The sequence below is a fragment of the Neorhizobium petrolearium genome (genome assembly GCF_029854435.1).
GTDB classification, from domain to species: domain Bacteria; phylum Pseudomonadota; class Alphaproteobacteria; order Rhizobiales; family Rhizobiaceae; genus Neorhizobium; species Neorhizobium petrolearium.
On sequence record NZ_CP123000.1, the window covers coordinates 1,692,305 to 1,714,151 of the forward strand.

The 21,847-nt window shown below is 62.1% G+C and carries 21 protein-coding genes; 18 read left to right on the forward strand and 3 right to left on the reverse strand.

What is annotated here, in order from left to right; translation table 11 throughout:
* The 11 genes from kdsA to lipA all read left to right on the forward strand — a co-directional run bounded on the left by kdsA (position 1) and on the right by lipA (position 10,809).
* Positions 1 to 849, forward strand: coding sequence for a 3-deoxy-8-phosphooctulonate synthase (gene kdsA / locus QEO92_RS08740; RefSeq protein ID WP_227702743.1), 849 nt, complete (start codon positions 1 to 3; stop codon positions 847 to 849).
* Positions 850 to 969: 120 nt separating this feature from the next.
* Complete coding sequence (gene eno / locus QEO92_RS08745) at positions 970 to 2,244, forward strand: phosphopyruvate hydratase (protein WP_227702744.1); 1,275 nt, start codon at positions 970 to 972, stop codon at positions 2,242 to 2,244.
* 276 nt (positions 2,245 to 2,520) lie between these two features.
* Positions 2,521 to 2,838, forward strand: a complete 318-nt coding sequence (locus QEO92_RS08750; RefSeq protein WP_227702745.1) for an FtsB family cell division protein — start codon at positions 2,521 to 2,523, stop codon at positions 2,836 to 2,838.
* Between the two features lie 195 nt (positions 2,839 to 3,033).
* Positions 3,034 to 4,119, forward strand: coding sequence for a pyruvate dehydrogenase (acetyl-transferring) E1 component subunit alpha (gene pdhA, locus QEO92_RS08755; protein WP_037155014.1), 1,086 nt, complete (start codon positions 3,034 to 3,036; stop codon positions 4,117 to 4,119).
* Positions 4,120 to 4,137: 18 nt separating this feature from the next.
* On the forward strand, positions 4,138 to 5,532 hold the full coding sequence (locus tag QEO92_RS08760; RefSeq protein WP_227702746.1) for a pyruvate dehydrogenase complex E1 component subunit beta: 1,395 nt from the start codon (positions 4,138 to 4,140) through the stop codon (positions 5,530 to 5,532).
* 15 nt (positions 5,533 to 5,547) lie between these two features.
* On the forward strand, positions 5,548 to 6,909 hold the full coding sequence (locus QEO92_RS08765) for a pyruvate dehydrogenase complex dihydrolipoamide acetyltransferase (protein WP_227702747.1): 1,362 nt from the start codon (positions 5,548 to 5,550) through the stop codon (positions 6,907 to 6,909).
* Positions 6,910 to 6,969: 60 nt separating this feature from the next.
* Positions 6,970 to 7,608 carry an SGNH/GDSL hydrolase family protein gene (locus QEO92_RS08770; protein WP_227702748.1) on the forward strand — a complete coding sequence of 213 codons (639 nt, stop codon included), beginning with the start codon at positions 6,970 to 6,972 and terminating at the stop codon, positions 7,606 to 7,608.
* 86 nt (positions 7,609 to 7,694) lie between these two features.
* Positions 7,695 to 7,961, forward strand: a complete 267-nt coding sequence (locus tag QEO92_RS08775; RefSeq protein WP_037155035.1) for an HP1242/YdcH family protein — start codon at positions 7,695 to 7,697, stop codon at positions 7,959 to 7,961.
* A gap of 80 nt (positions 7,962 to 8,041) precedes the next feature.
* Positions 8,042 to 9,487, forward strand: a complete 1,446-nt coding sequence (gene lpdA, locus QEO92_RS08780; RefSeq protein WP_227702749.1) for a dihydrolipoyl dehydrogenase — start codon at positions 8,042 to 8,044, stop codon at positions 9,485 to 9,487.
* 73 nt (positions 9,488 to 9,560) lie between these two features.
* Complete coding sequence (locus QEO92_RS08785; protein WP_227702750.1) at positions 9,561 to 9,806, forward strand: GlsB/YeaQ/YmgE family stress response membrane protein; 246 nt, start codon at positions 9,561 to 9,563, stop codon at positions 9,804 to 9,806.
* A gap of 28 nt (positions 9,807 to 9,834) precedes the next feature.
* Positions 9,835 to 10,809 (forward strand): lipoyl synthase, encoded by a 975-nt coding sequence (gene lipA, locus QEO92_RS08790; RefSeq protein ID WP_227702751.1) that lies wholly within the window; start codon positions 9,835 to 9,837, stop codon positions 10,807 to 10,809.
* A 23-nt stretch (positions 10,810 to 10,832) separates the two neighbouring features.
* Here lipA and QEO92_RS08795 read toward each other — a convergent pair whose 3' ends face one another.
* Positions 10,833 to 11,018, reverse strand: coding sequence for a hypothetical protein (locus QEO92_RS08795; RefSeq protein ID WP_037155363.1), 186 nt, complete (start codon positions 11,016 to 11,018; stop codon positions 10,833 to 10,835).
* A 286-nt stretch (positions 11,019 to 11,304) separates the two neighbouring features.
* On the opposite strand from QEO92_RS08795, the gene QEO92_RS08800 reads away from it, so the two are divergent.
* The gene (locus QEO92_RS08800) at positions 11,305 to 11,889 is read left to right on the forward strand and encodes a P-loop NTPase family protein (RefSeq protein WP_227705121.1); all 585 of its coding nucleotides are present in this window, start codon (positions 11,305 to 11,307) and stop codon (positions 11,887 to 11,889) included.
* Between the two features lie 9 nt (positions 11,890 to 11,898).
* Positions 11,899 to 12,354: a type II toxin-antitoxin system RatA family toxin gene (locus QEO92_RS08805; RefSeq protein WP_227702752.1), complete on the forward strand. Its 456-nt coding sequence runs from the start codon at positions 11,899 to 11,901 to the stop codon at positions 12,352 to 12,354.
* Here the strand turns inward: QEO92_RS08805 and QEO92_RS08810 are convergent.
* A complete protein-coding gene (locus QEO92_RS08810; protein ID WP_227702753.1) occupies positions 12,345 to 12,863 on the reverse strand; it encodes a CinA family protein in 519 nt (172 codons plus the stop codon). The genes QEO92_RS08805 and QEO92_RS08810 overlap by 10 nt on opposite strands.
* Positions 12,860 to 14,083 (reverse strand): bifunctional 2-C-methyl-D-erythritol 4-phosphate cytidylyltransferase/2-C-methyl-D-erythritol 2,4-cyclodiphosphate synthase, encoded by a 1,224-nt coding sequence (locus QEO92_RS08815; protein WP_227702754.1) that lies wholly within the window; start codon positions 14,081 to 14,083, stop codon positions 12,860 to 12,862. The genes QEO92_RS08810 and QEO92_RS08815 overlap by 4 nt, the downstream gene beginning before the upstream one ends.
* Positions 14,084 to 14,238: 155 nt before the next feature.
* On the opposite strand from QEO92_RS08815, the gene dusB reads away from it, so the two are divergent.
* The 5 genes from dusB to ntrX all read left to right on the forward strand — a co-directional run bounded on the left by dusB (position 14,239) and on the right by ntrX (position 21,838).
* Positions 14,239 to 15,258 carry a tRNA dihydrouridine synthase DusB gene (gene dusB / locus QEO92_RS08820; RefSeq protein ID WP_227702755.1) on the forward strand — a complete coding sequence of 340 codons (1,020 nt, stop codon included), beginning with the start codon at positions 14,239 to 14,241 and terminating at the stop codon, positions 15,256 to 15,258.
* Complete coding sequence (locus tag QEO92_RS08825) at positions 15,255 to 16,415, forward strand: two-component system sensor histidine kinase NtrB (RefSeq protein WP_037155103.1); 1,161 nt, start codon at positions 15,255 to 15,257, stop codon at positions 16,413 to 16,415. The genes dusB and QEO92_RS08825 overlap by 4 nt, the downstream gene beginning before the upstream one ends.
* The gene (ntrC, locus tag QEO92_RS08830; RefSeq protein WP_037155105.1) at positions 16,412 to 17,863 is read left to right on the forward strand and encodes a nitrogen regulation protein NR(I); all 1,452 of its coding nucleotides are present in this window, start codon (positions 16,412 to 16,414) and stop codon (positions 17,861 to 17,863) included. The genes QEO92_RS08825 and ntrC overlap by 4 nt, the downstream gene beginning before the upstream one ends.
* Before the next feature lie 332 nt (positions 17,864 to 18,195).
* Entirely contained in the window at positions 18,196 to 20,484 is a 2,289-nt protein-coding gene (locus QEO92_RS08835) for a sensor histidine kinase NtrY-like (protein WP_227702756.1), read from the forward strand.
* The gene (ntrX, locus tag QEO92_RS08840; RefSeq protein WP_037155107.1) at positions 20,474 to 21,838 is read left to right on the forward strand and encodes a nitrogen assimilation response regulator NtrX; all 1,365 of its coding nucleotides are present in this window, start codon (positions 20,474 to 20,476) and stop codon (positions 21,836 to 21,838) included. The genes QEO92_RS08835 and ntrX overlap by 11 nt, the downstream gene beginning before the upstream one ends.
* Positions 21,839 to 21,847: the final 9 nt, after the last annotated feature.

Here is a 21,847-nt window from a genome sequence, read left to right on the forward strand (position 1 = left end):
ATGGAAGTCTCCGCCAATCCGCGCGTCTCCGTCGGTGAAGGGCACGGCAAGGTCGTGTTCGCACAGGATGCCCGCCTGTCGCTGATCGCCGGCCCGTGCCAGATGGAAAGCCGCGACCACGCCTTCATGATGGCGGGTGCGCTGAGGGAGCTTTGCGACAAGCTCGGCATCGGGCTTGTCTACAAATCATCCTTCGACAAGGCGAACCGTACGTCGATTTCCGGCAGGCGCGGCATCGGGCTCGAAAGCGCCATGGAAATCTTCACCGATCTGAAGAAAGAATTCGGCTTCCCGGTTCTCACCGACATTCACACGGAAGAGCAGTGCGCCATCGTCGCCCAGACCGTGGACGTGCTGCAGATCCCGGCCTTCCTTTGCCGCCAGACGGACTTGCTTGTCGCTGCGGCGAAGACCGGCCGCGTCATCAATGTCAAGAAGGGCCAGTTCCTGGCGCCCTGGGACATGAAGAACGTGTTGGCCAAGTTCACCCAGAGCGGCAATCCGAATGTGCTGCTCTGCGAACGCGGCGTTTCCTTCGGTTACAATCAGCTCATCTCCGACATGCGCTCGCTGCCGATCATGGCGGCGATGGGCGCGCCGGTGATCTTCGACGCCACCCACTCGGTGATGCAGCCGGGGGGGCAGGGCGGCTCTTCCGGCGGCCAGCGGGAATTCGTCGAGACGCTGGCGCGGGCGGCCGTCGCGGTTGGCGTCGGGGGCGTCTTCATCGAGACCCATCAGGACCCGGACAATGCGCCTTCGGATGGCCCCAGCATGGTACACCTCAAGGACATGCCGCGGCTGCTCGAAAGGCTGATCGCTCTCGATGCGGTCGCAAAGGCTGCCTGAAGCGCCCGCCTGAAAAAGCGCGAAAAGCGGCTCCATTGTAATTTTCGTGTCACTGACTATGGGACATGTTCAGTGACCCCGAACCATATAGATCCGACGTCCAAGCCCAGGGAGAGTCTTTTGACCGCCATCACCGATATCATCGCCCGTGAAATCCTCGACAGCCGCGGTAATCCGACGGTTGAAGTGGATGTCTATCTGGAAGACGGTTCTTTTGGCCGTGCAGCTGTTCCGTCCGGCGCGTCGACCGGCGCGCACGAGGCGGTCGAACTGCGTGACAGCGGCAAGCGTTACGGCGGCAAGGGCGTCGAAAAGGCTGTCGAAGCGGTCAACACCGAGATCTTCGATGCGATCGGCGGTTTCGATGCCGAAAGCCAGATCCACATCGACAAGACGATGATCGCGCTCGACGGCACGCCGAACAAGTCGCGCCTCGGCGCCAATGCCATCCTCGGTGTGTCGCTCGCCGTCGCCAAGGCCGCCGCCGAATCCGCCGGCCTGCCGCTCTACCGCTACGTGGGCGGTCCGAACGCGCATGTCCTCCCCGTTCCGATGATGAACATCATCAACGGCGGCGCCCATGCCGACAACCCGATCGACTTCCAGGAATTCATGATCATGCCGGTTGGCGCCGATACGCTGCGTGACGCGGTGCGCATGGGTTCGGAAATCTTCCACGTCCTCAAGAGGGAACTCGCCGCCCAGGGGCATAACACTAATGTCGGCGACGAGGGCGGTTTCGCGCCGGGCCTGAAGAGCGCGCCGGAAGCCCTCGATTTCATCATCAAGTCGGTCGAGAAGGCCGGCTACAAGCCGGGCGACGACGTCTGCCTGGCGCTCGACTGCGCCTCGACGGAGTTCTTCAAGGACGGCAAATACGTGATGGAAGGCGAAGGCCGCACGCTGGAATCCGGCGCCATGGCCGATTACCTCGCTGAACTCGTCGGCAAGTATCCGATCATTTCGATCGAGGACGGCATGGCGGAGGACGACTGGGACGGCTGGAAGGCGCTCACCGACAAGATCGGCGCCACGTGCCAGCTAGTCGGCGACGACCTCTTCGTCACCAATTCCGCGCGTCTGCGCGACGGCATCCGCATGGGTGTCGCAAACTCCATCCTCGTCAAGGTCAACCAGATCGGTTCGCTTTCGGAAACGCTCGATGCCGTCGAGACCGCCCACAAGGCGCGCTACACGGCCGTGATGTCGCACCGTTCGGGCGAGACGGAGGATTCCACCATCGCCGATCTCGCGGTCGCCACCAATTGCGGGCAGATCAAGACCGGCTCGCTGTCGCGCTCCGACCGCCTTGCCAAGTACAACCAGCTCATCCGCATCGAGGAAATGCTGGGTCCGCAGGCGGCTTATGCCGGCCGCGGCATTCTGAAGGCCTAAACTCCAAGCCCTTCACCCTGGCCCTCTCGCCCGCGGGGGGACGTGCCCTTTGCGCGGCGTTGCGAATGGCAAAGGCGGCGCGGCATATTTCCTTCTCCCCGTCAGAACGGGGAGAAGGTGCCCGGCAGGGCGGATGAGGGGCTTCCACGTCCTGAATGTCGAGATCGACGGACTCGATTCTAGTTAGCGATTGCTTAAGCAAGTTCTGCGAATTTGAAATTCTGTTCGGATCGATTTCTGCGATCCCCGTAGAGCGTGACAAGGCGTTGATTGGGCATGTGGACGAAGCATCACAGACAAAGAAAATTCGGTCGTTTTGTCCTTCCCGCCATTACCGTCGCCTTCCTTTCATACTTCGGCTATCATTCTGTGCATGGTGATCTGGGTCTGATCGCCACCGAGGAATTCGAGCGTCAGCGGCAGGCGCGTGCCGAGGAGCTCGCCAAGCTGACGGCCAGACGCGAGGCGCTTGAGCGGCAGGTGCAGCTCATGAGTGACGGCTCTCTGGAGAAAGATATGCTCGATGAGATCGCCCGCTATCAGCTCAATGTTTCGCGCAACGACGAAATCGTCATCTTCAATAACTACTTCTGAGTTAACCGGAATCTGGTTAACTTAACATTTCGCAAGTCTTTTCAGTGTGTTGTGCGGAATGTGAGCCATGCATTTATGGCATTGCTGGGGTCTCGTTTCTTGCCTATGGTACGGCCTCGAAACCGGAGCGGGTTTCCGACGGCCAGCGTCGGGGCACTAAAGCCGCTCTCCATGCAGCACGAGAGGGAGGGATGAATGGCGCCGACCAAAACCGCGTCTGTATCCGGCCGCAAATCCGCGGCAAAGTCTGCTACGGCAAAATCTGTTACCAAGACGGCATCCAGGCCGGCAAAGAAGAATTTCGACGGCGGCACCTTTGCTGACTTCAGCAAGGAGGAGGAGCTCAAGGCCCTCCGTGACATGCTGCTGATCCGCCGCTTCGAGGAAAAGGCCGGCCAGCTTTACGGCATGGGTTTCATCGGCGGCTTCTGTCATCTCTATATCGGCCAGGAAGCAGTCGTCGTCGGCATGCAGATGGCGCTGAAGGAAGGCGACCAGGTCATCACCGGCTACCGTGACCATGGCCACATGCTGGCGACGGGCATGAGTGCGCGTGGCGTCATGGCGGAGCTCACCGGGCGCCGGGGCGGCTATTCCAAGGGGAAGGGCGGCTCCATGCACATGTTCTCCAAGGAAAAGAATTTTTACGGCGGTCACGGCATCGTCGGCGCCCAGGTTTCGCTCGGCACCGGCCTTGCGTTTGCCAACAAATACCGCGGCAACAATGCGGTCAGCACCGCCTATTTCGGTGACGGCGCGGCCAACCAGGGCCAGGTCTATGAGAGCTTCAACATGGCCGAGCTCTGGAAGCTGCCGGTCGTCTATGTGATCGAGAACAACCGCTACGCCATGGGCACCTCGACCGCCCGGGCCACGGCGCAGGCCAATTTCTCGCAACGCGGCGCTTCCTTCAACATTCCCGGTTTCCAGGTAGACGGCATGGATGTACGCGCCGTGAAGGCTGCCGCCGACGAGGCGATGGAACATTGCCGGTCCGGCAAGGGGCCGATCATCCTCGAAATGCTGACCTACCGGTATCGCGGCCACTCCATGTCGGATCCGGCCAAGTACCGCTCGAAGGACGAGGTGCAGAAGATGCGCTCCGAGCACGACCCGATCGAGCAGGTGCGTGCTCGCCTTCTCGAAAAGGGCTGGGCGACCGAGGACGAATTGAAGGCGATCGACAAGGACGTCCGCGACATCGTCGCCGACAGCGCCGATTTCGCCCAGGCCGATCCGGAGCCGGATGTGTCCGAGCTCTATACCGACATTCTGCTCTGATCGAGGGGAGGGAATTTTATGCCTATCGATATCCTTATGCCCGCCCTTTCCCCGACCATGGAGGAAGGCACGCTCAGCAAATGGCTGAAAAAAGAAGGTGACAAGGTCACCTCCGGCGACGTGATCGCCGAAATCGAGACCGACAAGGCGACCATGGAAGTGGAAGCCGTCGATGAGGGCGTGATCGGCAAGCTGCTCGTTCCGGCCGGCACCGAAAACGTCAAGGTGAACACCAAGATCGCCGTTCTCCTCGCCGACGGCGAAAGCGCTGCCGACATTGGTTCTGAAGCGTCCGCCGAAACTCCGAAGGCTGCCGCTCCGCAGGTGCCGCAGGAAGAAAAGCCGACCGAAACCGGCTCCGCATCCGCACCTGTTCCGGCCCAGCCGATCGCGCCGACGGCCTCCGACCCGGATATTCCGGCCGGCACGGAAATGGTGACCATGACCGTCCGCGAAGCGCTTCGTGACGCCATGGCCGAGGAAATGCGCCGCGACGAGGATGTCTTCGTCATGGGCGAGGAAGTCGCCGAATACCAGGGTGCCTACAAGATCACGCAAGGCCTGCTGCAGGAGTTCGGTCCCCGCCGCGTGGTCGATACCCCGATCACCGAGCACGGTTTCGCAGGCGTCGGCGTCGGTGCCGCCATGGCCGGTCTCAGGCCGATCGTGGAGTTCATGACCTTCAACTTCGCCATGCAGGCGATCGACCAGATCATCAATTCGGCTGCCAAGACGCTCTACATGTCCGGCGGCCAGATGGGCGCTCCGATCGTCTTCCGCGGTCCGAACGGTGCGGCCGCCCGCGTCGCCGCCCAGCACAGCCAGGATTATGCCGCCTGGTACAGCCATGTCCCGGGCCTCAAGGTCGTCATGCCTTACACGGCAGCCGACGCCAAGGGCCTCCTGAAGGCTGCCATCCGCGATCCGAACCCGGTCATCTTCCTGGAAAACGAGATCCTCTACGGCCATCATTTCGAAGTGCCGAAGCTTGATGATTTCGTGCTGCCGATCGGCAAGGCCCGCATCCACAAGACCGGCAAGGACGCGACCGTCGTCTCCTTCGGCATCGGCATGACCTATGCCGTGAAGGCGGTCGAGGAGCTTTCAAAGGAAGGGATCGACGTCGAACTGATCGACCTTCGCACCATCCGCCCGATGGATCTGCCGACGGTCATCGAATCGGTCAAGAAGACCGGCCGCCTCGTCACCGTCGAGGAAGGGTATCCGCAGTCGTCGGTCGGCACGGAAATCGCTACCCGCGTCATGCAGCAGGCCTTCGACTATCTCGACGCGCCGATCCTGACGATCGCCGGCAAGGACGTTCCGATGCCTTACGCGGCGAACCTCGAAAAGCTGGCGCTGCCGAATGTCGGCGAAGTCGTCCAGGCGGTCAAAACCGTCTGCTACAAATAAGGGGAGGGCGTTTCGATGCCGATCAACATCACCATGCCTGCCCTTTCGCCGACCATGGAAGAGGGCAACCTTTCCAAGTGGCTGGTCAAGGAAGGCGACAAGGTCAAGTCCGGCGATGTAATCGCCGAGATCGAAACCGACAAGGCGACCATGGAAGTGGAAGCTGTCGATGAGGGCACCGTTGCGAAGATCGTAGTCCCGGCCGGCACGGAAGCGGTCAAGGTCAACGCCCTGATCGCGATCCTCGCCGGAGAGGGCGAGGATGTCTCGGCTGCTGCCGCCGGTGGTGGCGCTTCCGCTCCGAAGGCCGAGGCCGCCCCTGCGCCGAAGGCGGAAGCCGCTCCGGCTCCGAAGGCTTCCGAGCCCGCTCCGGCACAGGCACCCGCTGCCGCCCCGGCATCGGCCCAAAGCGGCACCGGTATCGGCAACGGCTTGTTTTCCTCGCCGCTCGCCCGTCGCCTCGCGAAGGAAGCCGGTATCGATATTTCCGCCGTTACCGGCTCCGGTCCGCATGGCCGTGTCGTCAAGGCCGATGTCGAGAAGGCCGTCGCCTCTGGCACCGGAAAGGCCGCTCCGACAACTGCTCCGCAAGCTGCACCCGCTGCCGCGCCGGCCATGGCAAAAGGCCCGTCGGATGACGCCGTGCTCAAGCTGTTCGCGGAAGGCTCCTACGAGCTTCTGCCGCATGACGGCATGCGCAAGACGATCGCCGCTCGGCTCACCGAGTCGACCCAGACGGTACCGTCCTACACCGTCTCCATGGATTGCGAGATCGATGCGCTCCTGAAGCTGCGCGCCGAGATCAACGCCTCGGCCCCGGTGAAGAAGACGGAGAAGGGCGACGTTCCGGCCTTCAAGCTGTCGGTCAACGACTTCATCATCAAGGCAATGGCGCTCGCACTTCGCGACGTTCCGATGGCGAATGCGTCCTGGACCTCGACCGCTCGCGTCCTGCACAAGCATTCGGACGTCGGCGTGGCCGTATCGATCCCGGATGGTTTGATCACCCCGATCGTCCGCAAGGCGGAAGAGAAGGCATTGTCCGTCATCTCCAACGAGGTGAAGGACCTTGCCAGGCGCGCCCGCGACAAGAAGCTGAAGCCCGAAGAATACCAGGGCGGCACCACTTCGGTGTCCAACCTCGGCATGTTCGGCGTCTCCAGCTTCACCTCGATCGTCAATCTGCCGCAGGCCTCGATCGTCTCGATCGGCGCGGGCGTCGAAAAGCCGGTCGTCAGGAACGGCAAGATCGAGGTGGGCACGGTGATGACGGCGACCTTCGCCTTCGACCACCGTGTCATCGATGGCGCGCTGGGGGCGGAGCTTGCCTCTGCGTTCAAGCGCTACATCGAAAACCCGATGGCGATGCTGGTGTGATGGCTTTCCTCCCCCTCGCGGGGAGGGTGTCCGCGTGAGGGGGAAACCAGGAGTGCGTCGATGAAAACCGTTCTCTGCTATGGCGATTCTCTGACTTGGGGCACGGACGCCGAAACCGGCGGCCGCCATGCCTTTGAGGATCGCTGGCCAAGCGTGCTTGCGGCCGCCCTTGGCCCGTCTGTGAACGTCGTGGCCGAGGGGCTCGGCGGCCGCACCACCGCTTATGACGACGGGCTTGGGGATTGCGACCGCAACGGCGCGCGCCTGTTGCCGACGATCCTGCATACCCATGGCCCGTTGGATCTGGTGATCATCATGCTCGGCACCAACGACATGAAGCCGATGATCCACGGCACGGCGATCGGCGCGCGACAAGGGATAAAGAAGCTCATCAGCCTCATTCGTTTCCATGATTGGACGCGGGAATGCGAGCCGCCGGAAATACTGATCGTATCGCCACCTAGCCTCTGCGAAACGGCCAATCCGCTGACCGGTGCTCTCTACAGGGGAAGCATCGAGGAGTCGGCAATGCTTGCTTCGCTTTACCGTGATCTCGCCGACGAGATGGGTTGCGGTTTCTTCGATGCGGGCTCGGTTGCGAAAACGACGCCGATCGACGGCATCCATCTCGATGCGGATAATACCCGCGCGATCGGACGGGGCCTGGAGCCCATCGTCCGGATGATGCTGGGGCTCTGATGAAAACGAGGGATTGATCGGGGTCAAGGAGTAGCGGAATGGAATGGTTCTAGCATTTCCCGGATTGTCCAACGGAGGTCAGGGAAATGTCGAACACACCACACCATCTCGCCGAAGAATTTCCGGAATATGCCGTCCAGATGCGCCATCTGCGTGAGAGGGACGGACATTTTCACCGGATATGCAGTGACTACGAGGATGTGAACCATCAGATCCACAAGGCCGAGACGAATATCGAGCCATGCGACGACATCCGCATGGAGGAAATGCGAAAGCGGCGCCTCGCCTTGAAGGATGAAATATACGGGATGCTGACGCGGGCCGAACCGGCAGCCGAAAAACTCGGCGAATAGGGGCCAAGCTTCACTCCCGGAAGAACAAGGGCAGGGCTGCGGCAGCAGCCTTTGCCGGCTAGACAAGGAGTGAAGCGCCTATGGCCAATGCTTACGACGTCATCATCATCGGATCCGGTCCGGGCGGATATATTGCCGCCATCCGCGCCGCGCAGCTTGGCATGAAGGTCGCGGTCGTGGAGCGCGAGCATCTCGCCGGCATCTGCTCCAACTGGGGCTGCATCCCGACCAAGGCGCTGCTGCGTTCGGCCGAAGTTTACGAATATGCCAAGCATCCGGGCGATTACGGCATCAAGATCGAGGGCTCGGTTACCGCCGACCTGAAGGCGATCGTCGCCCGTTCGCGCGGCATCGCGCACCGCATGAACAATGGCGTCGGCTTCCTCTTCAAGAAGAACAAGGTCGATATCATCTGGGGCGATGCCAAGATCACCAAGCCCGGTGAGGTCGTCGTCTCCAAGACCGCCAAGAAACCGGTCGAGCCGATCGGCCCGATTCCGAAGAACACGCTCGGTGAAGGCACCTATACCGCCAAGCATATCATCGTCGCGACCGGCGCCCGCCCGCGCGCGCTTCCCGGCATCGAGCCGGACGGCAAGCTGATCTGGACCTATTTCGAGGCGATGAAGCCGGAGGAAATGCCGAAATCGCTGCTGGTCATGGGCTCGGGCGCGATCGGCATCGAATTCGCCAGCTTCTACCGGACGCTCGGCGTCGACGTCACCGTCGTCGAGATCATGAGCCAGGTCATGCCGGTGGAAGATGCGGAAATCTCCGCGCTTGCGAAGAAGCAGTTCGAGCGGGCAGGCATGAAGATCCTGCTCGAAGCCAAGGTCGCCAAGGTCGTGAAGGGCGCCAACTCGGTCACCGCGACGATCGAGCTCAAGGACGGCAAGACGCGGGAGATCACAGCAGACCGGATGATCTCCGCCGTCGGCGTACAGGCCAATATCGAAGGCATCGGCCTTGAGGCTGTCGGCGTGAAGACCGACCGCGGCTTCATCGTCATCGACGGCTACGGCAAGACCAGCGTGCCGGGCATCTATGCCATCGGTGACGTCGCCGGTCCGCCGCTGCTCGCTCACAAGGCCGAGCACGAGGGTGTCATCTGCGTCGAGAAGATCGCCGGCCTCCCTAACGTCCATCCGATGGACAAGTTGAAGATTCCCGGCTGCACCTATTGCCACCCGCAGGTCGCCTCGGTCGGTTTGACCGAAGCAAAGGCGAAGGCCGAGGGCCGCGACATCCGCGTCGGCCGTTTCCCCTTCGTCGCCAACGGCAAGGCGATCGCGCTCGGCGAGGACCAGGGGCTGGTGAAGACCATCTTCGACAAGAAGACCGGCGAACTTCTCGGTGCCCATATGGTCGGCGCGGAAGTGACCGAACTCATCCAGGGCTTCGTCGTCGCAATGAACCTGGAGACGACGGAAGAGGAATTGATGCACACGATTTTCCCGCATCCCACCATTTCGGAGACGATGAAGGAAAGCGTGCTCGACGCCTATGGAAGGGCGCTGAATGCCTGACATTCCCGGCATTGCGAAAGGGCGGGCAACCGCCCATATCTCTGGAACATCTTTTTAGGACGGGGTTATTCATATGGGTATTGGTTGGATTGCAGCGATCATCATCGGCGGCGTGGCCGGCTGGCTTGCCGGCATCCTGATGGACCTCCGGTTCGGCGTCTTGATGAACATCGTGATCGGCATCGTCGGCGCGGTGATCGCCAACGCCGTCTTCGAGAGCGCCAATATCCATGTCGCTGGCGGATGGCTGGGTTACCTGGTGCAGGGTTTCGTGGGCGCCTGCATTTTGCTATTCGTTGCCAAACTCGTCAGGCGCTGAAAAAGCACGCGGTTGAAAGCAGGTTTTTATGGTCACCATTCTCGATACGATCGGGTCCAGCGAAGAAAAGCGCGTCCGTCATCCGGAAAAGGCGCATCGGCCCGATACGGAAGTGCTGCGCAAGCCCGAATGGATTCGTGTGCGTGCGCCGGTTTCGAAAGGGTATGCGGAAACCCGCTCGATCGTGAAGGAAAACAAGCTGGTGACGGTCTGCGAGGAAGCGGGCTGCCCCAATATCGGCGAGTGCTGGGACAAGAAGCACGCCACCTTCATGATCATGGGCGAGATCTGTACCCGCGCCTGCGCCTTCTGCAACGTCGCGACCGGCAGGCCGAACGCGCTCGACATGGATGAGCCGGAAAACGTCGCCAAAGCCGTCCGGCAGATGGGCCTGTCCCACGTCGTCATCACCTCGGTCGACCGTGACGACCTGGACGATGGCGGTGCCGAACATTTCGAGAAGGTGATCTTCGCGATCCGCGCGGCGTCTCCGATGACGACCATCGAGATCCTGACGCCTGACTTCCTGAAGAAGCCCGGTGCGCTGGAGCGCGTCGTTGCAGCCAAGCCGGACGTCTTCAACCATAACCTGGAGACCGTGCCCGGCAATTACCTGACGGTTCGCCCGGGTGCGCGCTACTTCCACTCCGTCCGCCTGCTGCAGCGGGTGAAGGAACTGGACCCGACCATGTTCACCAAGTCGGGCATCATGGTGGGGCTGGGCGAGGAGCGTAACGAAGTGCTTCAGCTCATGGACGACCTGCGCACGGCGGACGTCGATTTCCTGACGATCGGCCAGTACCTGCAGCCGACCCGCAAACACCACAAGGTCGAGAAGTTCGTCACGCCGGAGGAATTCAAGTCCTACGAGACGGTTGCCTATACCAAGGGTTTCCTGATGGTGTCTTCGAGCCCGCTGACCCGGTCCTCGCATCATGCGGGAGACGATTTCGCCCGCCTCAGGGCTGCACGTGAGAAGAAGCTGCTGGCTGCCGCCGAATAAGCGGCAGTCACGTTTTCTGCTCTTTATTCGGCCGCCTCGACCTTTTCGTGCTTGTCGTGACCACGCCTGCGGTCGCGCAGGATGAATCGGTGACCTCGCGCTTCGGCCTTTGCCATTTCAATCAGATAGACGAGCATTGGAAGCTGGTTCATGTCGGCGAGCTGCTTTGCGGATTCGAGCAGCTTTATCATCTGTGAGAAATCGTCCATGGATGCTTCTCTTTCGGGTGCGTCCGGTCTTCTGCTGATTGAATATTCCATTGTACGTGTTCGCTACAGCGGAACATTACAACCGGATGAATCCTAGATTAAATTTTCTTAATCCGAATAATGCCCGGCGATTGTCGGATCGGCTGCCTGACCAGACTACCGTGACGTATTCGGCGGACTTCTATAATATTCTCTGCGCGATATTGAAATCCTCCTGTCATCATCGGCGGCTAATGCCGCGTTCTGTGGGGTCGGGGCCTGATTCTCGGGGGAGCTTATCATGGACATGAAATCGGGCTCGAATGTGATCCGCTACGTGGGGATTGCAGAGGCCGCCGACAAGGTCCGGCATGCGGATCGCATCCTGGTCGTCGGTTGTTCCGGCGGCGGAAAATCGACGCTCTCCCAGAAGATTGCCCGCCGTTTCGGCCTCGTCTATCTCTCGATTGATCGCGACGTGCTGTGGCTGCCTGGCTGGGTGCAGCGGGAAAGGGGCGAGCAGCGCCGCATCATCGAGAAGCTGATCCTTCAGGATCGCTGGGTCATGGATGGCACCAATTCCTCCACCTTCGATATCCGCGTGCCGCGCAGCGATATCGTCATCTGGGTGCGCATGCCGCGCCTCGTCTGCGTCTGGGGTATCCTCAGCCGCGCGGCGAAACATTGGGGCCGCACGCGGCCGGACATGGCGCCCGGCTGCCCGGAAAAGGTGGATTGGGAATTTTTCCGGTTCGTGTGGACCTGGGAGCAAAAGTTTGCGCAGCGCGTTCTGGCCGGGCTGGCCGAACATGCCGGCGAAAAGCCGGTCCTGATGTTGAAATCGCGTCGGGAAATGCGGGAACTTCTTGATCTTGTCGGAGCTCGCGCTTAACTGCGTTCCATGCCCAAGTTCGAAATCCGCCGTCCCGTCAAGCATAGCGCCGATGAAATGTACGCGCTCGTTGCCGATATCGAGAAATATCCGCAATTCCTGCCGCTTTGCGAGGCGCTGGCCATCCGCTCCAGCAAGGAGCGTGACGGCAAGGTGCTGCTTGTTGCCGATATGACGGTGGGCTACAAGGCGATCCGTGAGACTTTCACTACCCAGGTCCTGCTCAATCCGCCCGAGCGCGCCATCGACGTGAAATATATCGAAGGGCCGTTCAAGTATCTGGAAAACCGCTGGCGTTTCGAGCCAACCGCGGACGGTTCGCCGGACGCCTGCGTGGTGCATTTCTTCATCGACTACGAATTCAAGAGCATGATCCTCGGCGCTCTGATGGGCTCGATGTTCGACCGCGCCTTCCGAATGTTCGCCGAAGCCTTCGAAACGCGGGCGGACAAGGTCTACGCCTGACCCTTTTTCATGCCGAAGGCGGCCTCGACCAGCATCTCCAGTGCCGTCCTGACGGTCGCGAGCCTGATTTCGGTCCGGCTGATATCGCCGTAACGCATTTCCCGATGCAGGATCGTTCCCGATCGGCTTTGGGCGGCGAGATGCACGAGGCCTACCGGCTTTTCCGATGTCCCGCCGCTGGGGCCGGCAATCCCCGTCACCGCAACGGCGACAGACGCGCGCGAGCGGAACAGCGCGCCATGCACCATCTGCAGCGCCGTTTCCTTCGAAACCGCACCGTAGGCGAGCAGTGTCGCCTGCGTGACGCCGAGCATGTCCACCTTCGCCTCGTTCGTATAGGTCACGAAGCCACGATCAACGACGGCGGATGAACCGGAAATTTCCGTCAGGGCGCCGGCGATCAGCCCTCCCGTGCAGGATTCTGCGGTCGCGACCATCAGGCCTCGAGCGGTGAAGTCGACAACGATCTTGCGCGCCTGCTCTTCGATATCGCCGGGAAAGAGGCTCATGCGGTTTCCCCGCGATAGACGACAGTGGCGGTGGCAATCGCCGCGATGCCCTCGCGGCGGCCGATGAACCCTATCTTCTCATTGGTTGTGGCCTTCACCGAGCAGCGGTCGACCGAAATGCCGAGGATGTCTGCCAGGGTCTCGCGCATCTTCTGCCGATGCGGGGCGATCTTCGGCGCTTCGGCGATCAGCGAGATGTCGGCGTTCATGATCGTGCCGCCGCGCTCGCGCACGATCTTTGCCGCATGGTCCAGGAAGATCTTTGATGGCGCGCCGCGCCACCGCATGTCCGACGGTGGGAAATGGTCGCCGATATCGCCGGCGCCGCAGGTGGCGAGCAGCGCGTCAGTCAGCGCATGCAGGGCGACATCCGCATCCGAGTGGCCGCTGAGCTTCTGGTCATGGGGAATGAAGACGCCGCAGAGTGTCACCCCGTCGCCCGGTTCCAGTTGATGCACGTCGTAGCCGTTGCCGGTGCGCACATCGGGAAGGAAGTTGGCGGGAAGGGTGCTCTGCGAAAGCTTTTCGTCGGCCATGGCGATATCCCGCTTGACGGTGAGCTTGATGTTGTCGACCGAGCCTTCGACCAGCGTTACGGTCAGGCCGGCCCATTCGGCGATCGAGGCATCGTCGGTGAAATCCTCGCGGCGAAGTGCCGCCGCCTTCTCATGCGCAATACGGATTGCGGAAAGGTGGAAGCTCTGGGGTGTCTGGGCGGCGTAGAGCCCGGCGCGCGGCACGGTGTCGTGCACCAGCCCATCGGAACCGCCACGCTTCAGCGTGTCGGTGACGGGGATTGCCGGCAGCACGCCTTCCTGCCCCTCGTCGAGCGCTTGCGCCACGCGGTCGAGGACGTCCCGGTCCACGAAAGGCCGCGCCGCGTCGTGGATCATCACGTGTGTCGCATCGGTGCCGGATAGTGCCCGGAGGCCTTCATAGACGGAGCGCTGTCGGGTCTCGCCGCCGAATGTGGTGATGACCCGCTCTGCTCCCGGAAGCTTGCCGCATGCTTCGGCAAAAAGAGCCTCGTCGTCCCGATGGATGACGACCACGATCGGGCCGCTGCGGGACCAGGTGAGAAACCGTTCCAGCGTATGGGTGATGACCGGCCGCCCACCGATTCGCCGGTACTGTTTCGGACCATCCTCAAGCGAGCCGGCCCGCTCGCCACGGCCTGCTGCGACGATGACGATACCGATTGTCATGGTTCTGTCGTCCATCGACCGTAACCCGTTTGCGTTTCCTTGAAGGATTGACAGCGGGAGAACTATAGACTCAAAAGCTCCATTTCCAGCAGCCCGCCCAAAAATAACGCAGTTCCGGAATTGCTCTTGGCAAACGCTCAGGAACTGAATAAAAATAGTGCAAAACTCTCATGTGCCCGAAAGATCATCACTTGCGTTTCCAGGATCTTGCCAAGCCTTTCCAGATCGGGCCTGTCGCCATTCGCAATCGCGTCGCCCTGGCGCCGATGTCCGGCGTGACCGACCTGCCGTTCAGGCAGCTTGCATGGCGTTTCGGCGCCGGGCTCGTCGTGACCGAAATGGTGGCAAGCCGAGAGCTCGTCATGAACCGCGGCGAATCCTGGGCGCGGCTGAAAGGGGCGGGCATTTCGCCGCATATGGTTCAGCTTGCCGGCCGCGAGGCGCACTGGATGGCAGAAGCGGCGAAAATCGCGGCCGATAACGGCGCCGACATCATCGACATCAACATGGGGTGTCCGGCAAAGAAGGTGACGGGCGGTTATTCCGGCTCGGCGCTGATGCGCGATCCCGATCACGCCCTGTCGCTCATCGAGGCGACCGTCAATGCTGTCAAGGTGCCGGTGACGCTGAAGATGCGGCTCGGCTGGGACGAAAATTCCATCAACGCACCCGAGATCGCCCGCCACGCCGAAGAGGCCGGGGTCCGGCTCGTGACGATCCACGGCCGCACCCGCATGCAATTTTATGAGGGTCGGGCGGATTGGGATGCGATCCGGCCTGTGCGTGATGCCGTCTCCATCCCGCTGATCGCCAATGGTGACGTCGAATCGCTGGAAGACGCCGCCGATATCCTGAAGCGTTCCGGCGCCGACGCGGTCATGGTCGGCCGTGCCGCGCAGGGGCGCCCCTGGCATGCGGGCTGGCTCGCTGGCCATGCGGCGCCGCAGCAGGACGAGGTGGCCGGCCTCGTCATCGAGCATTACGAGGCGATGCTGGCCCTCTACGGCCGCGAGGCAGGGCTGCGTCATGCCCGCAAACATCTCGGCTGGTATCTCGACCGTTTTGCGTCGGCCCTGCCCGTGGAAGAAAAGGCTGCCATCATGATCTCGAAAGACCCGGCCGATGTCTCGCGCCGGATGATTGCCGCGCTGTCCGGCGAAGCCTTCGTGGCACGCAAGGAGGCCGCATGACGAAGTCGCCAGGGTCGAACAATGGGCAGAATGCTGCGAACGGCAATGCGCTCGCCATGGCCGTCCTGAATTCGGTGCAGAACCCGGTGATCCTGGTCGATGCGGCAGGCCGGATCGCCTTCGCCAATTGGGAGGCGGAAGCCTTTTTCGGCTCCAGCGCCGCCCATCTGGCGAAGAACAGGATCTCCACCTTCATTCCTTTCGGCAGTCCGCTCCTGGCGCTGATCGATCAGGTGCGCGAGCGCAAGGCGCCGGTCAACGAGTATCGTGTCGATCTCTCCTCGCCGCGTCTCGGCCAGGACAAGCTGGTGGACCTCTATGTCGCCCCGGTGGTGAGCGAGCCGGGCTCGGTGGTGATCGTCTTCCAGGAGCGGTCCATGGCCGACAAGATCGACCGCCAGCTCACCCATCGTGCAGCGGCCCGGTCCGTGACGGGGCTTGCCTCCATGCTGGCGCATGAGATCAAGAACCCGCTTTCCGGCATCCGCGGCGCCGCCCAGCTCCTGGAAACGTCCGTGCAGGACGAGGACCGCGCGCTGACCCGGTTGATCTGTGACGAGACCGACCGCATCGTCTCATTGGTCGACCGCATGGAGGTCTTCTCCGACGAACGCCCGGTGGATCGGGTGCCGCTCAACATCCATTCGGTCCTCGACCATGTGAAGGCAGTCGCCAAGGCCGGTTTCGCGCGGGAAATCAAGATCACCGAATTATACGATCCGTCGCTGCCGCCGGTCTATGCCAACCGCGACCAGCTCGTGCAGGTCTTCCTGAACCTCATCAAGAATGCGGCGGAAGCGATCGGCGACCAGCCGGACGGCGAGATCATGCTGACGACGGCCTACCGTCCCGGCATCCGGCTGTCCGTCGCGGGAACGCGGGAGAAGATTTCGCTGCCGCTCGAATTCTGCGTCATCGACAATGGCCCCGGCGTGCCGCCGGATCTGCTGCCGCATCTTTTCGATCCCTTCATCACCACCAAGACGAACGGCTCCGGCCTTGGCCTCGCGCTGGTCGCCAAGATCATCGGCGCGCATGGCGGCATTGTCGAATGCGACAGCCAGGCGCGCCGCACCACGTTCCGGGTTCTGATGCCCATGCATAAGGAAGAGGCCGGCGACGGCCGCGCTTTGAACTCCACAGGAAGTGAAAAATGACTGCCACGATCCTTGTCGCGGACGATGACGCGGCGATCCGCACCGTGCTGAACCAGGCTTTGACCAGGGCGGGTTATGAAGTACGCATCACCTCCAACGCCGCGACCCTCTGGCGCTGGATTTCGGCCGGCGAGGGGGACCTGGTCGTCACCGATGTCGTCATGCCGGACGAGAACGCCTTCGACCTTTTGCCGCGCATCAAGAAGGCACGGCCGGAGCTGCCGGTTCTCGTGATGAGCGCCCAGAACACCTTCATGACGGCCATCAAGGCTTCGGAGAAAGGCGCCTACGACTACCTGCCCAAGCCTTTCGACCTGACGGAGCTGATCGCCATCATCGGCCGCGCGCTTGCCGAGCCGAAGCGCAAGCCTGCCCGTCTCGACGATGACATGCAGGACGGCATGCCGCTCGTCGGTCGTTCCGCCGCCATGCAGGAAATCTACCGCGTCCTCGCCCGCCTCATGCAGACGGACCTGACGCTGATGATCACCGGCGAATCCGGCACCGGCAAGGAACTCGTCGCTCGCGCGCTGCACGATTACGGCAAGCGCCGCAACGGGCCGTTCGTGGCGATCAACATGGCCGCCATCCCGCGCGACCTGATCGAGTCGGAGCTTTTCGGCCATGAGAAGGGCGCTTTCACCGGTGCGCAGAACCGCTCGACCGGCCGCTTCGAACAGGCCGAGGGCGGCACGCTGTTTCTCGACGAGATCGGCGACATGCCGATGGACGCACAGACGCGCCTGCTGCGTGTCCTGCAGCAGGGCGAATATACGACGGTTGGTGGCCGCACCCCGATCCGCACCGATGTCCGTATCGTCGCGGCGACCAACAAGGATCTGAAGCACCTCATCAACCAGGGTCTGTTCCGCGAGGACCTCTATTATCGCCTGAACGTCGTGCCGCTGCGCCTGCCGCCGCTGCGCGACCGCGCCGAGGATATTCCGGACCTCGTCCGCCACTTCATGCAGATGGCCGAGAAGGAGGGGCTGGACGCCAAGCGCTTCGACAACGAGGCGCTGGACCTCATGAAGGCCTATGCCTGGCCGGGCAACGTGCGCGAGTTGGAAAACCTGGTGCGCCGCCTGATGGCGCTTTATCCGCAGGACGTCATCACTCGCGAGATTATCGAGGCGGAATTGCGCTCGGACGTGCCGGACAGCCCGATCGACAAGATGGGCGCCCGCACCGGCTCGCTCACCATCGCGCAGGCCGTGGAAGAGAACATGCGATCCTATTTCGCGAGCTTTGGCGACGGCCTGCCCCCGCCCGGCCTCTATGACCGCGTCCTGACAGAGATGGAATATCCGCTGATTCTCGCGGCGCTCACCGCCACCCGCGGCAATCAGATCAAGGCGGCGGACCTGCTCGGCCTTAACCGCAACACGCTGCGCAAGAAGATCCGCGAACTCGGCGTGTCCGTTTATCGCAGTTCCCGCAGCGCCTGACACCTGGAATTTGTCTCTCGTCCTGGCCCCCTCGCCGCAAGCGCGGAGAGGGCCGGGAGTTCGCAGCTTACGTCCTTCTCCCCGTCTGAACGGAAAAAAGGCGCCGGTAGGCGAATGACGGACAAACCTTGTTCCCGGCTTCTTGACACCCTTGGCCCATCGTTGCATTTTCGCCACAAAGCGTTGCTTAAAGGTCACGCAGGACTTGGTGAATCCTCGACGGAGTGGCGGCCGTTGAGAAGATGAATCGGGCGTTTTCCAGGAAGTTGTTAGTGCTTCACCCGGTCTGACCGGGCCGAAGCGATCGACCCGCGAGGATTGGAGTGGATTCGATGACGGATGGCGTGAAAGCGCCCGAGGCCGATAGCGATCCGCCAGGGATCGAACTGGCAGCCTCGGCACAGGACCGGCGTGCGTCGTTTGCGCTTCCCGGTCTCCTGCTGGCGAGCGGCGCGCTGATCTGTGCGACGCTGACGCTCTTCGTGCTCCTGGGCCTGACGCCGATTGCGCCGACCACCAATGTCGTCATCGCCTCAGCCGTCGTCAATTCGCTTTTCATCCTGGGCTTGATGTACCTGATCGGCCGTGAGGTCGCGCGGCTGCTGAAGGCCCGCAATCGCGGACGCGCCGCTGCCCGCCTGCACGTCCGCATCGTGGTTCTCTTCTCGATCGTGGCGATCACGCCGGCCGTGCTCGTGGCGATCTTTGCCAGTTTGACCCTGAATGTCGGCCTCGACCGCTGGTTCTCGCTGCGCACCCAGTCGATCGTGCAGTCCTCGCAGGATGTCGCCCGCGCCTACATGCTTGAGAATGCCAGCTATCTTCAGGGCCAGACGGTCTCGATGTCGAACGACCTCGAACGCAATCGCGCGATGTTCTATCTCGATCGCACCGGGTTCGTCGAGCTGATGACGCGTCAGGCGCGTGGTCGCGGCATGCTCGGCGCCTTTCTGGTGCAGGAGGACGGCCAGGCGATCGTCCAGGCAGATATCAAGACGGAAAAGCCGCTGCCGGCGATCCCCGAGGACGCGCTGAAGTCCGCAGCCGCAGGCCAGCCGACACTGATCCCGCCGGGCATCACCAATCTCGTCGGCGCCGTCATCCGGCTTGATGCCATTCCGGGCTCCTTCCTCTACACGATCCGGGCGGTTGATCCGAAGGTCATCTCGGCCATGCGGCTCATGGAGGAGAATACCGCCGAATACCAGCAGATGGAGGCGGGACGCACGTCGCTGCAGATAGCATTCGCGGTGCTTTATCTCGGCTTCGCCCTGATCGTGCTGCTTGCGGCGATCTGGACGGCGATCGCGGTGGCCGACCGTATCGTGCGGCCGATCCGGCTGTTGATCAGTGCGGCCGATAACGTCGCGGCCGGCAATCTCAACGTCGTGGTGCCGGTGCGGGCGGCGGATGGCGATGTCGGCAACCTGTCGCGCACCTTCAACAAGATGATTTCGGAAATCCGCAGCCAGCGCGACGAGATTCTCGAGGCAAAGGATGAGGTCGACGATCGCCGTCGCTTCATCGAGGCCGTGCTTTCGGGCGTCACCGCAGCGGTGATCGGGGTCGAGGAGGACCGGCGAATCACCATCGTCAACCCTTCCGCGGAGGATGTTCTCGGTGCCCCCGCCGAGAAGCTGATTGGCGAGAAGCTGCAGGATGTCGCGCCCGAGGTTGACCAAGTGCTGACGGAGGCCAGGACGCGCGCTCGTGCTGATTTCCGCAAGCAGGTGAACCTGATGCGCGGTGGCAAGGAGCGGACGCTGTCCGTCCAGGTCACGCGCGAGGAGCAGCACGCCGCGCATGAATCTTACGTGGTCACGCTCGACGACATCACCGATCTCGTCATCGCCCAGCGTTCGACCGCCTGGGCGGATGTGGCGCGGCGCATCGCGCACGAGATCAAGAACCCGCTGACGCCTATCCAGCTTTCGGCCGAGCGCCTGAAGCGCCGCTATGGCAAGCAGATTGCCGAGGATGATCGTGCCGTCTTCGACCAGTGCACCGATACGATCGTGCGTCAGGTCGGTGATATCGGCCGTATGGTCGACGAATTCTCCGCTTTCGCACGCATGCCGAAGCCCACCAAGGAGGAGGCGGATCTGCGTGATATCCTGCGGGACGCGATCTTCCTCAGGGAGATGGGCACCTCCCACGTGGAATTCATCCGCGAACTCGGCGACGAGCCGCTCCGGGGCATGTTCGATACGCGCATGCTCGGCCAGGCTTTCGGCAATCTGATCAAGAATGCTGTGGAGGCGATCGAGTCGGTGCCGAGCGGCGATGAGCGCGACGGCCGCAAGATCAAGGTGCGCTCCGTCTTCGATGCGGCGCGCGAGGCCTATGTCGTCGACGTCATCGACAACGGCAGCGGCCTGCCGAAGGAGAACCGGCATCGCATTCTCGAACCCTACATGACCATGCGCGAAAAGGGCACGGGTCTTGGGCTCGCAATCGTCAAGAAGATCATTGAGGAACACGGCGGGCAGCTCGAATTGCACGACGCACCCGCCGATTTCGATCATGGCAAGGGCGCCATGATCAGGGTTCTGCTGCCGCACGTACAGAAGGCAGTGGTTCCCGGGACGGACAAAAACAAGGAATTGGCTTATGGCGTCTGATATTCTGGTCGTGGATGATGAGGCAGATATTCGGGAAATCGTTTCCGGCATTCTGTCCGATGAGGGGCATGAGACCCGCACCGCGCATGACAGCGACAGCGCGCTTGCCACGATTTCGGATCGCGTGCCGCGGCTCGTTTTCCTGGACATCTGGATGCAGGGATCGAAGCTCGACGGGCTTGCATTGCTCGACGAGATCAAGAGCCGCCATCCGGAGCTGCCGGTGGTCATGATCTCCGGCCACGGCAATATCGAGACGGCCGTTTCCGCGATCAAGCGCGGCGCCTTCGACTTCATCGAGAAGCCGTTCAAGGCGGACCGACTGATCCTGATCGCCGAGCGGGCGCTCGAAAATTCCAAGCTGAAGCGCGAGGTGACCGAACTCAAGAAACGGGCTGGTGATGCGGCGGAACTGGTCGGGACATCGGTTGCCGTCTCGCAGCTTCGCCAGACGATCGAGAAGGTGGCGCCGACCAACAGCCGCATCATGATCCTTGGCCCGTCGGGTTCCGGCAAGGAGCTCGTGGCGCGCATGATCCACAAGAGGTCGGCACGCTCCGGCGGGCCGTTCGTGGCGCTGAACGCCGCCACGATCACCCCGGACCGGATGGAAGTGGCGCTTTTCGGCACCGAAGGCGGTCCCGGCCAGCAGCGCAAGATCGGCGCGCTGGAAGAGGCCCATCGCGGCATTCTCTATCTCGATGAAGTGGGCGAAATGCCGCGCGAGACGCAGAACAAGATCCTGCGCGTGCTGGTCGACCAGCAGTTCGAACGCGTCGGCGGTTCGAAGCGCGTCAAGGTCGACGTCCGCATCATCTCGTCGACTGCGTATAATCTCGAAAATCTCATCGCCGACGGCTCGTTCCGCGAGGATCTCTATCACCGCCTCGCCGTGGTTCCGGTCAAGGTCCCGGCGCTGGCCGAGCGCCGCGAGGATATCCCGTTCCTGGTCGACATGTTCATGCGGCAAATTTCCGAACAGGCCGGCATTCGCCCGCGCAGGATCGGTGAGGATGCCATGGCCGTCTTGCAGGCGCATGACTGGCCGGGCAATATCCGTCAGCTTCGCAACAATATCGAGCGGCTGATGATTCTCGCCCGCTCCGATGGCCCCGACACGCAGATCTCCGCCGATATGCTGCCGACCGATCTGGGCGACATGCTGCCCAAAGTGGCGGGCAAGGGCGACTATCACATCATGACCCTGCCGCTGCGCGAAGCGCGCGAGATGTTCGAGCGCGATTATCTGATCGCCCAGATCAACCGTTTCGGAGGCAACATCTCCCGCACGGCCGAGTTCGTCGGCATGGAGCGTTCCGCCCTTCACCGCAAGCTGAAGTCGCTTGGCGTCTGATCCATGGAA

Excerpts from the sequence above, each read along its gene's own strand:
- kdsA (WP_227702743.1), top strand. The coding sequence starts at position 1 with ATGGAAGTCTCCGCCAATCCGCGCGTCTCCGTCGGTGAAGGGCACGGC.
- QEO92_RS08750 (WP_227702745.1), top strand. The coding sequence starts at position 2,521 with ATGTGGACGAAGCATCACAGACAAAGAAAATTCGGTCGTTTTGTCCTT.
- pdhA (WP_037155014.1), top strand. The coding sequence starts at position 3,034 with ATGGCGCCGACCAAAACCGCGTCTGTATCCGGCCGCAAATCCGCGGCA.
- QEO92_RS08760 (WP_227702746.1), top strand. The coding sequence starts at position 4,138 with ATGCCTATCGATATCCTTATGCCCGCCCTTTCCCCGACCATGGAGGAA.
- QEO92_RS08765 (WP_227702747.1), top strand. The coding sequence starts at position 5,548 with ATGCCGATCAACATCACCATGCCTGCCCTTTCGCCGACCATGGAAGAG.
- QEO92_RS08770 (WP_227702748.1), top strand. The coding sequence starts at position 6,970 with ATGAAAACCGTTCTCTGCTATGGCGATTCTCTGACTTGGGGCACGGAC.
- QEO92_RS08775 (WP_037155035.1), top strand. The coding sequence starts at position 7,695 with ATGTCGAACACACCACACCATCTCGCCGAAGAATTTCCGGAATATGCC.
- lpdA (WP_227702749.1), top strand. The coding sequence starts at position 8,042 with ATGGCCAATGCTTACGACGTCATCATCATCGGATCCGGTCCGGGCGGA.
- QEO92_RS08785 (WP_227702750.1), top strand. The coding sequence starts at position 9,561 with ATGGGTATTGGTTGGATTGCAGCGATCATCATCGGCGGCGTGGCCGGC.
- lipA (WP_227702751.1), top strand. The coding sequence starts at position 9,835 with ATGGTCACCATTCTCGATACGATCGGGTCCAGCGAAGAAAAGCGCGTC.
- QEO92_RS08795 (WP_037155363.1), bottom strand. The coding sequence starts at position 11,018 with ATGGACGATTTCTCACAGATGATAAAGCTGCTCGAATCCGCAAAGCAG.
- QEO92_RS08800 (WP_227705121.1), top strand. The coding sequence starts at position 11,305 with ATGAAATCGGGCTCGAATGTGATCCGCTACGTGGGGATTGCAGAGGCC.
- QEO92_RS08805 (WP_227702752.1), top strand. The coding sequence starts at position 11,899 with ATGCCCAAGTTCGAAATCCGCCGTCCCGTCAAGCATAGCGCCGATGAA.
- QEO92_RS08810 (WP_227702753.1), bottom strand. The coding sequence starts at position 12,863 with ATGAGCCTCTTTCCCGGCGATATCGAAGAGCAGGCGCGCAAGATCGTT.
- QEO92_RS08815 (WP_227702754.1), bottom strand. The coding sequence starts at position 14,083 with ATGGACGACAGAACCATGACAATCGGTATCGTCATCGTCGCAGCAGGC.
- dusB (WP_227702755.1), top strand. The coding sequence starts at position 14,239 with ATGTGCCCGAAAGATCATCACTTGCGTTTCCAGGATCTTGCCAAGCCT.
- QEO92_RS08825 (WP_037155103.1), top strand. The coding sequence starts at position 15,255 with ATGACGAAGTCGCCAGGGTCGAACAATGGGCAGAATGCTGCGAACGGC.
- ntrC (WP_037155105.1), top strand. The coding sequence starts at position 16,412 with ATGACTGCCACGATCCTTGTCGCGGACGATGACGCGGCGATCCGCACC.
- QEO92_RS08835 (WP_227702756.1), top strand. The coding sequence starts at position 18,196 with ATGACGGATGGCGTGAAAGCGCCCGAGGCCGATAGCGATCCGCCAGGG.
- ntrX (WP_037155107.1), top strand. The coding sequence starts at position 20,474 with ATGGCGTCTGATATTCTGGTCGTGGATGATGAGGCAGATATTCGGGAA.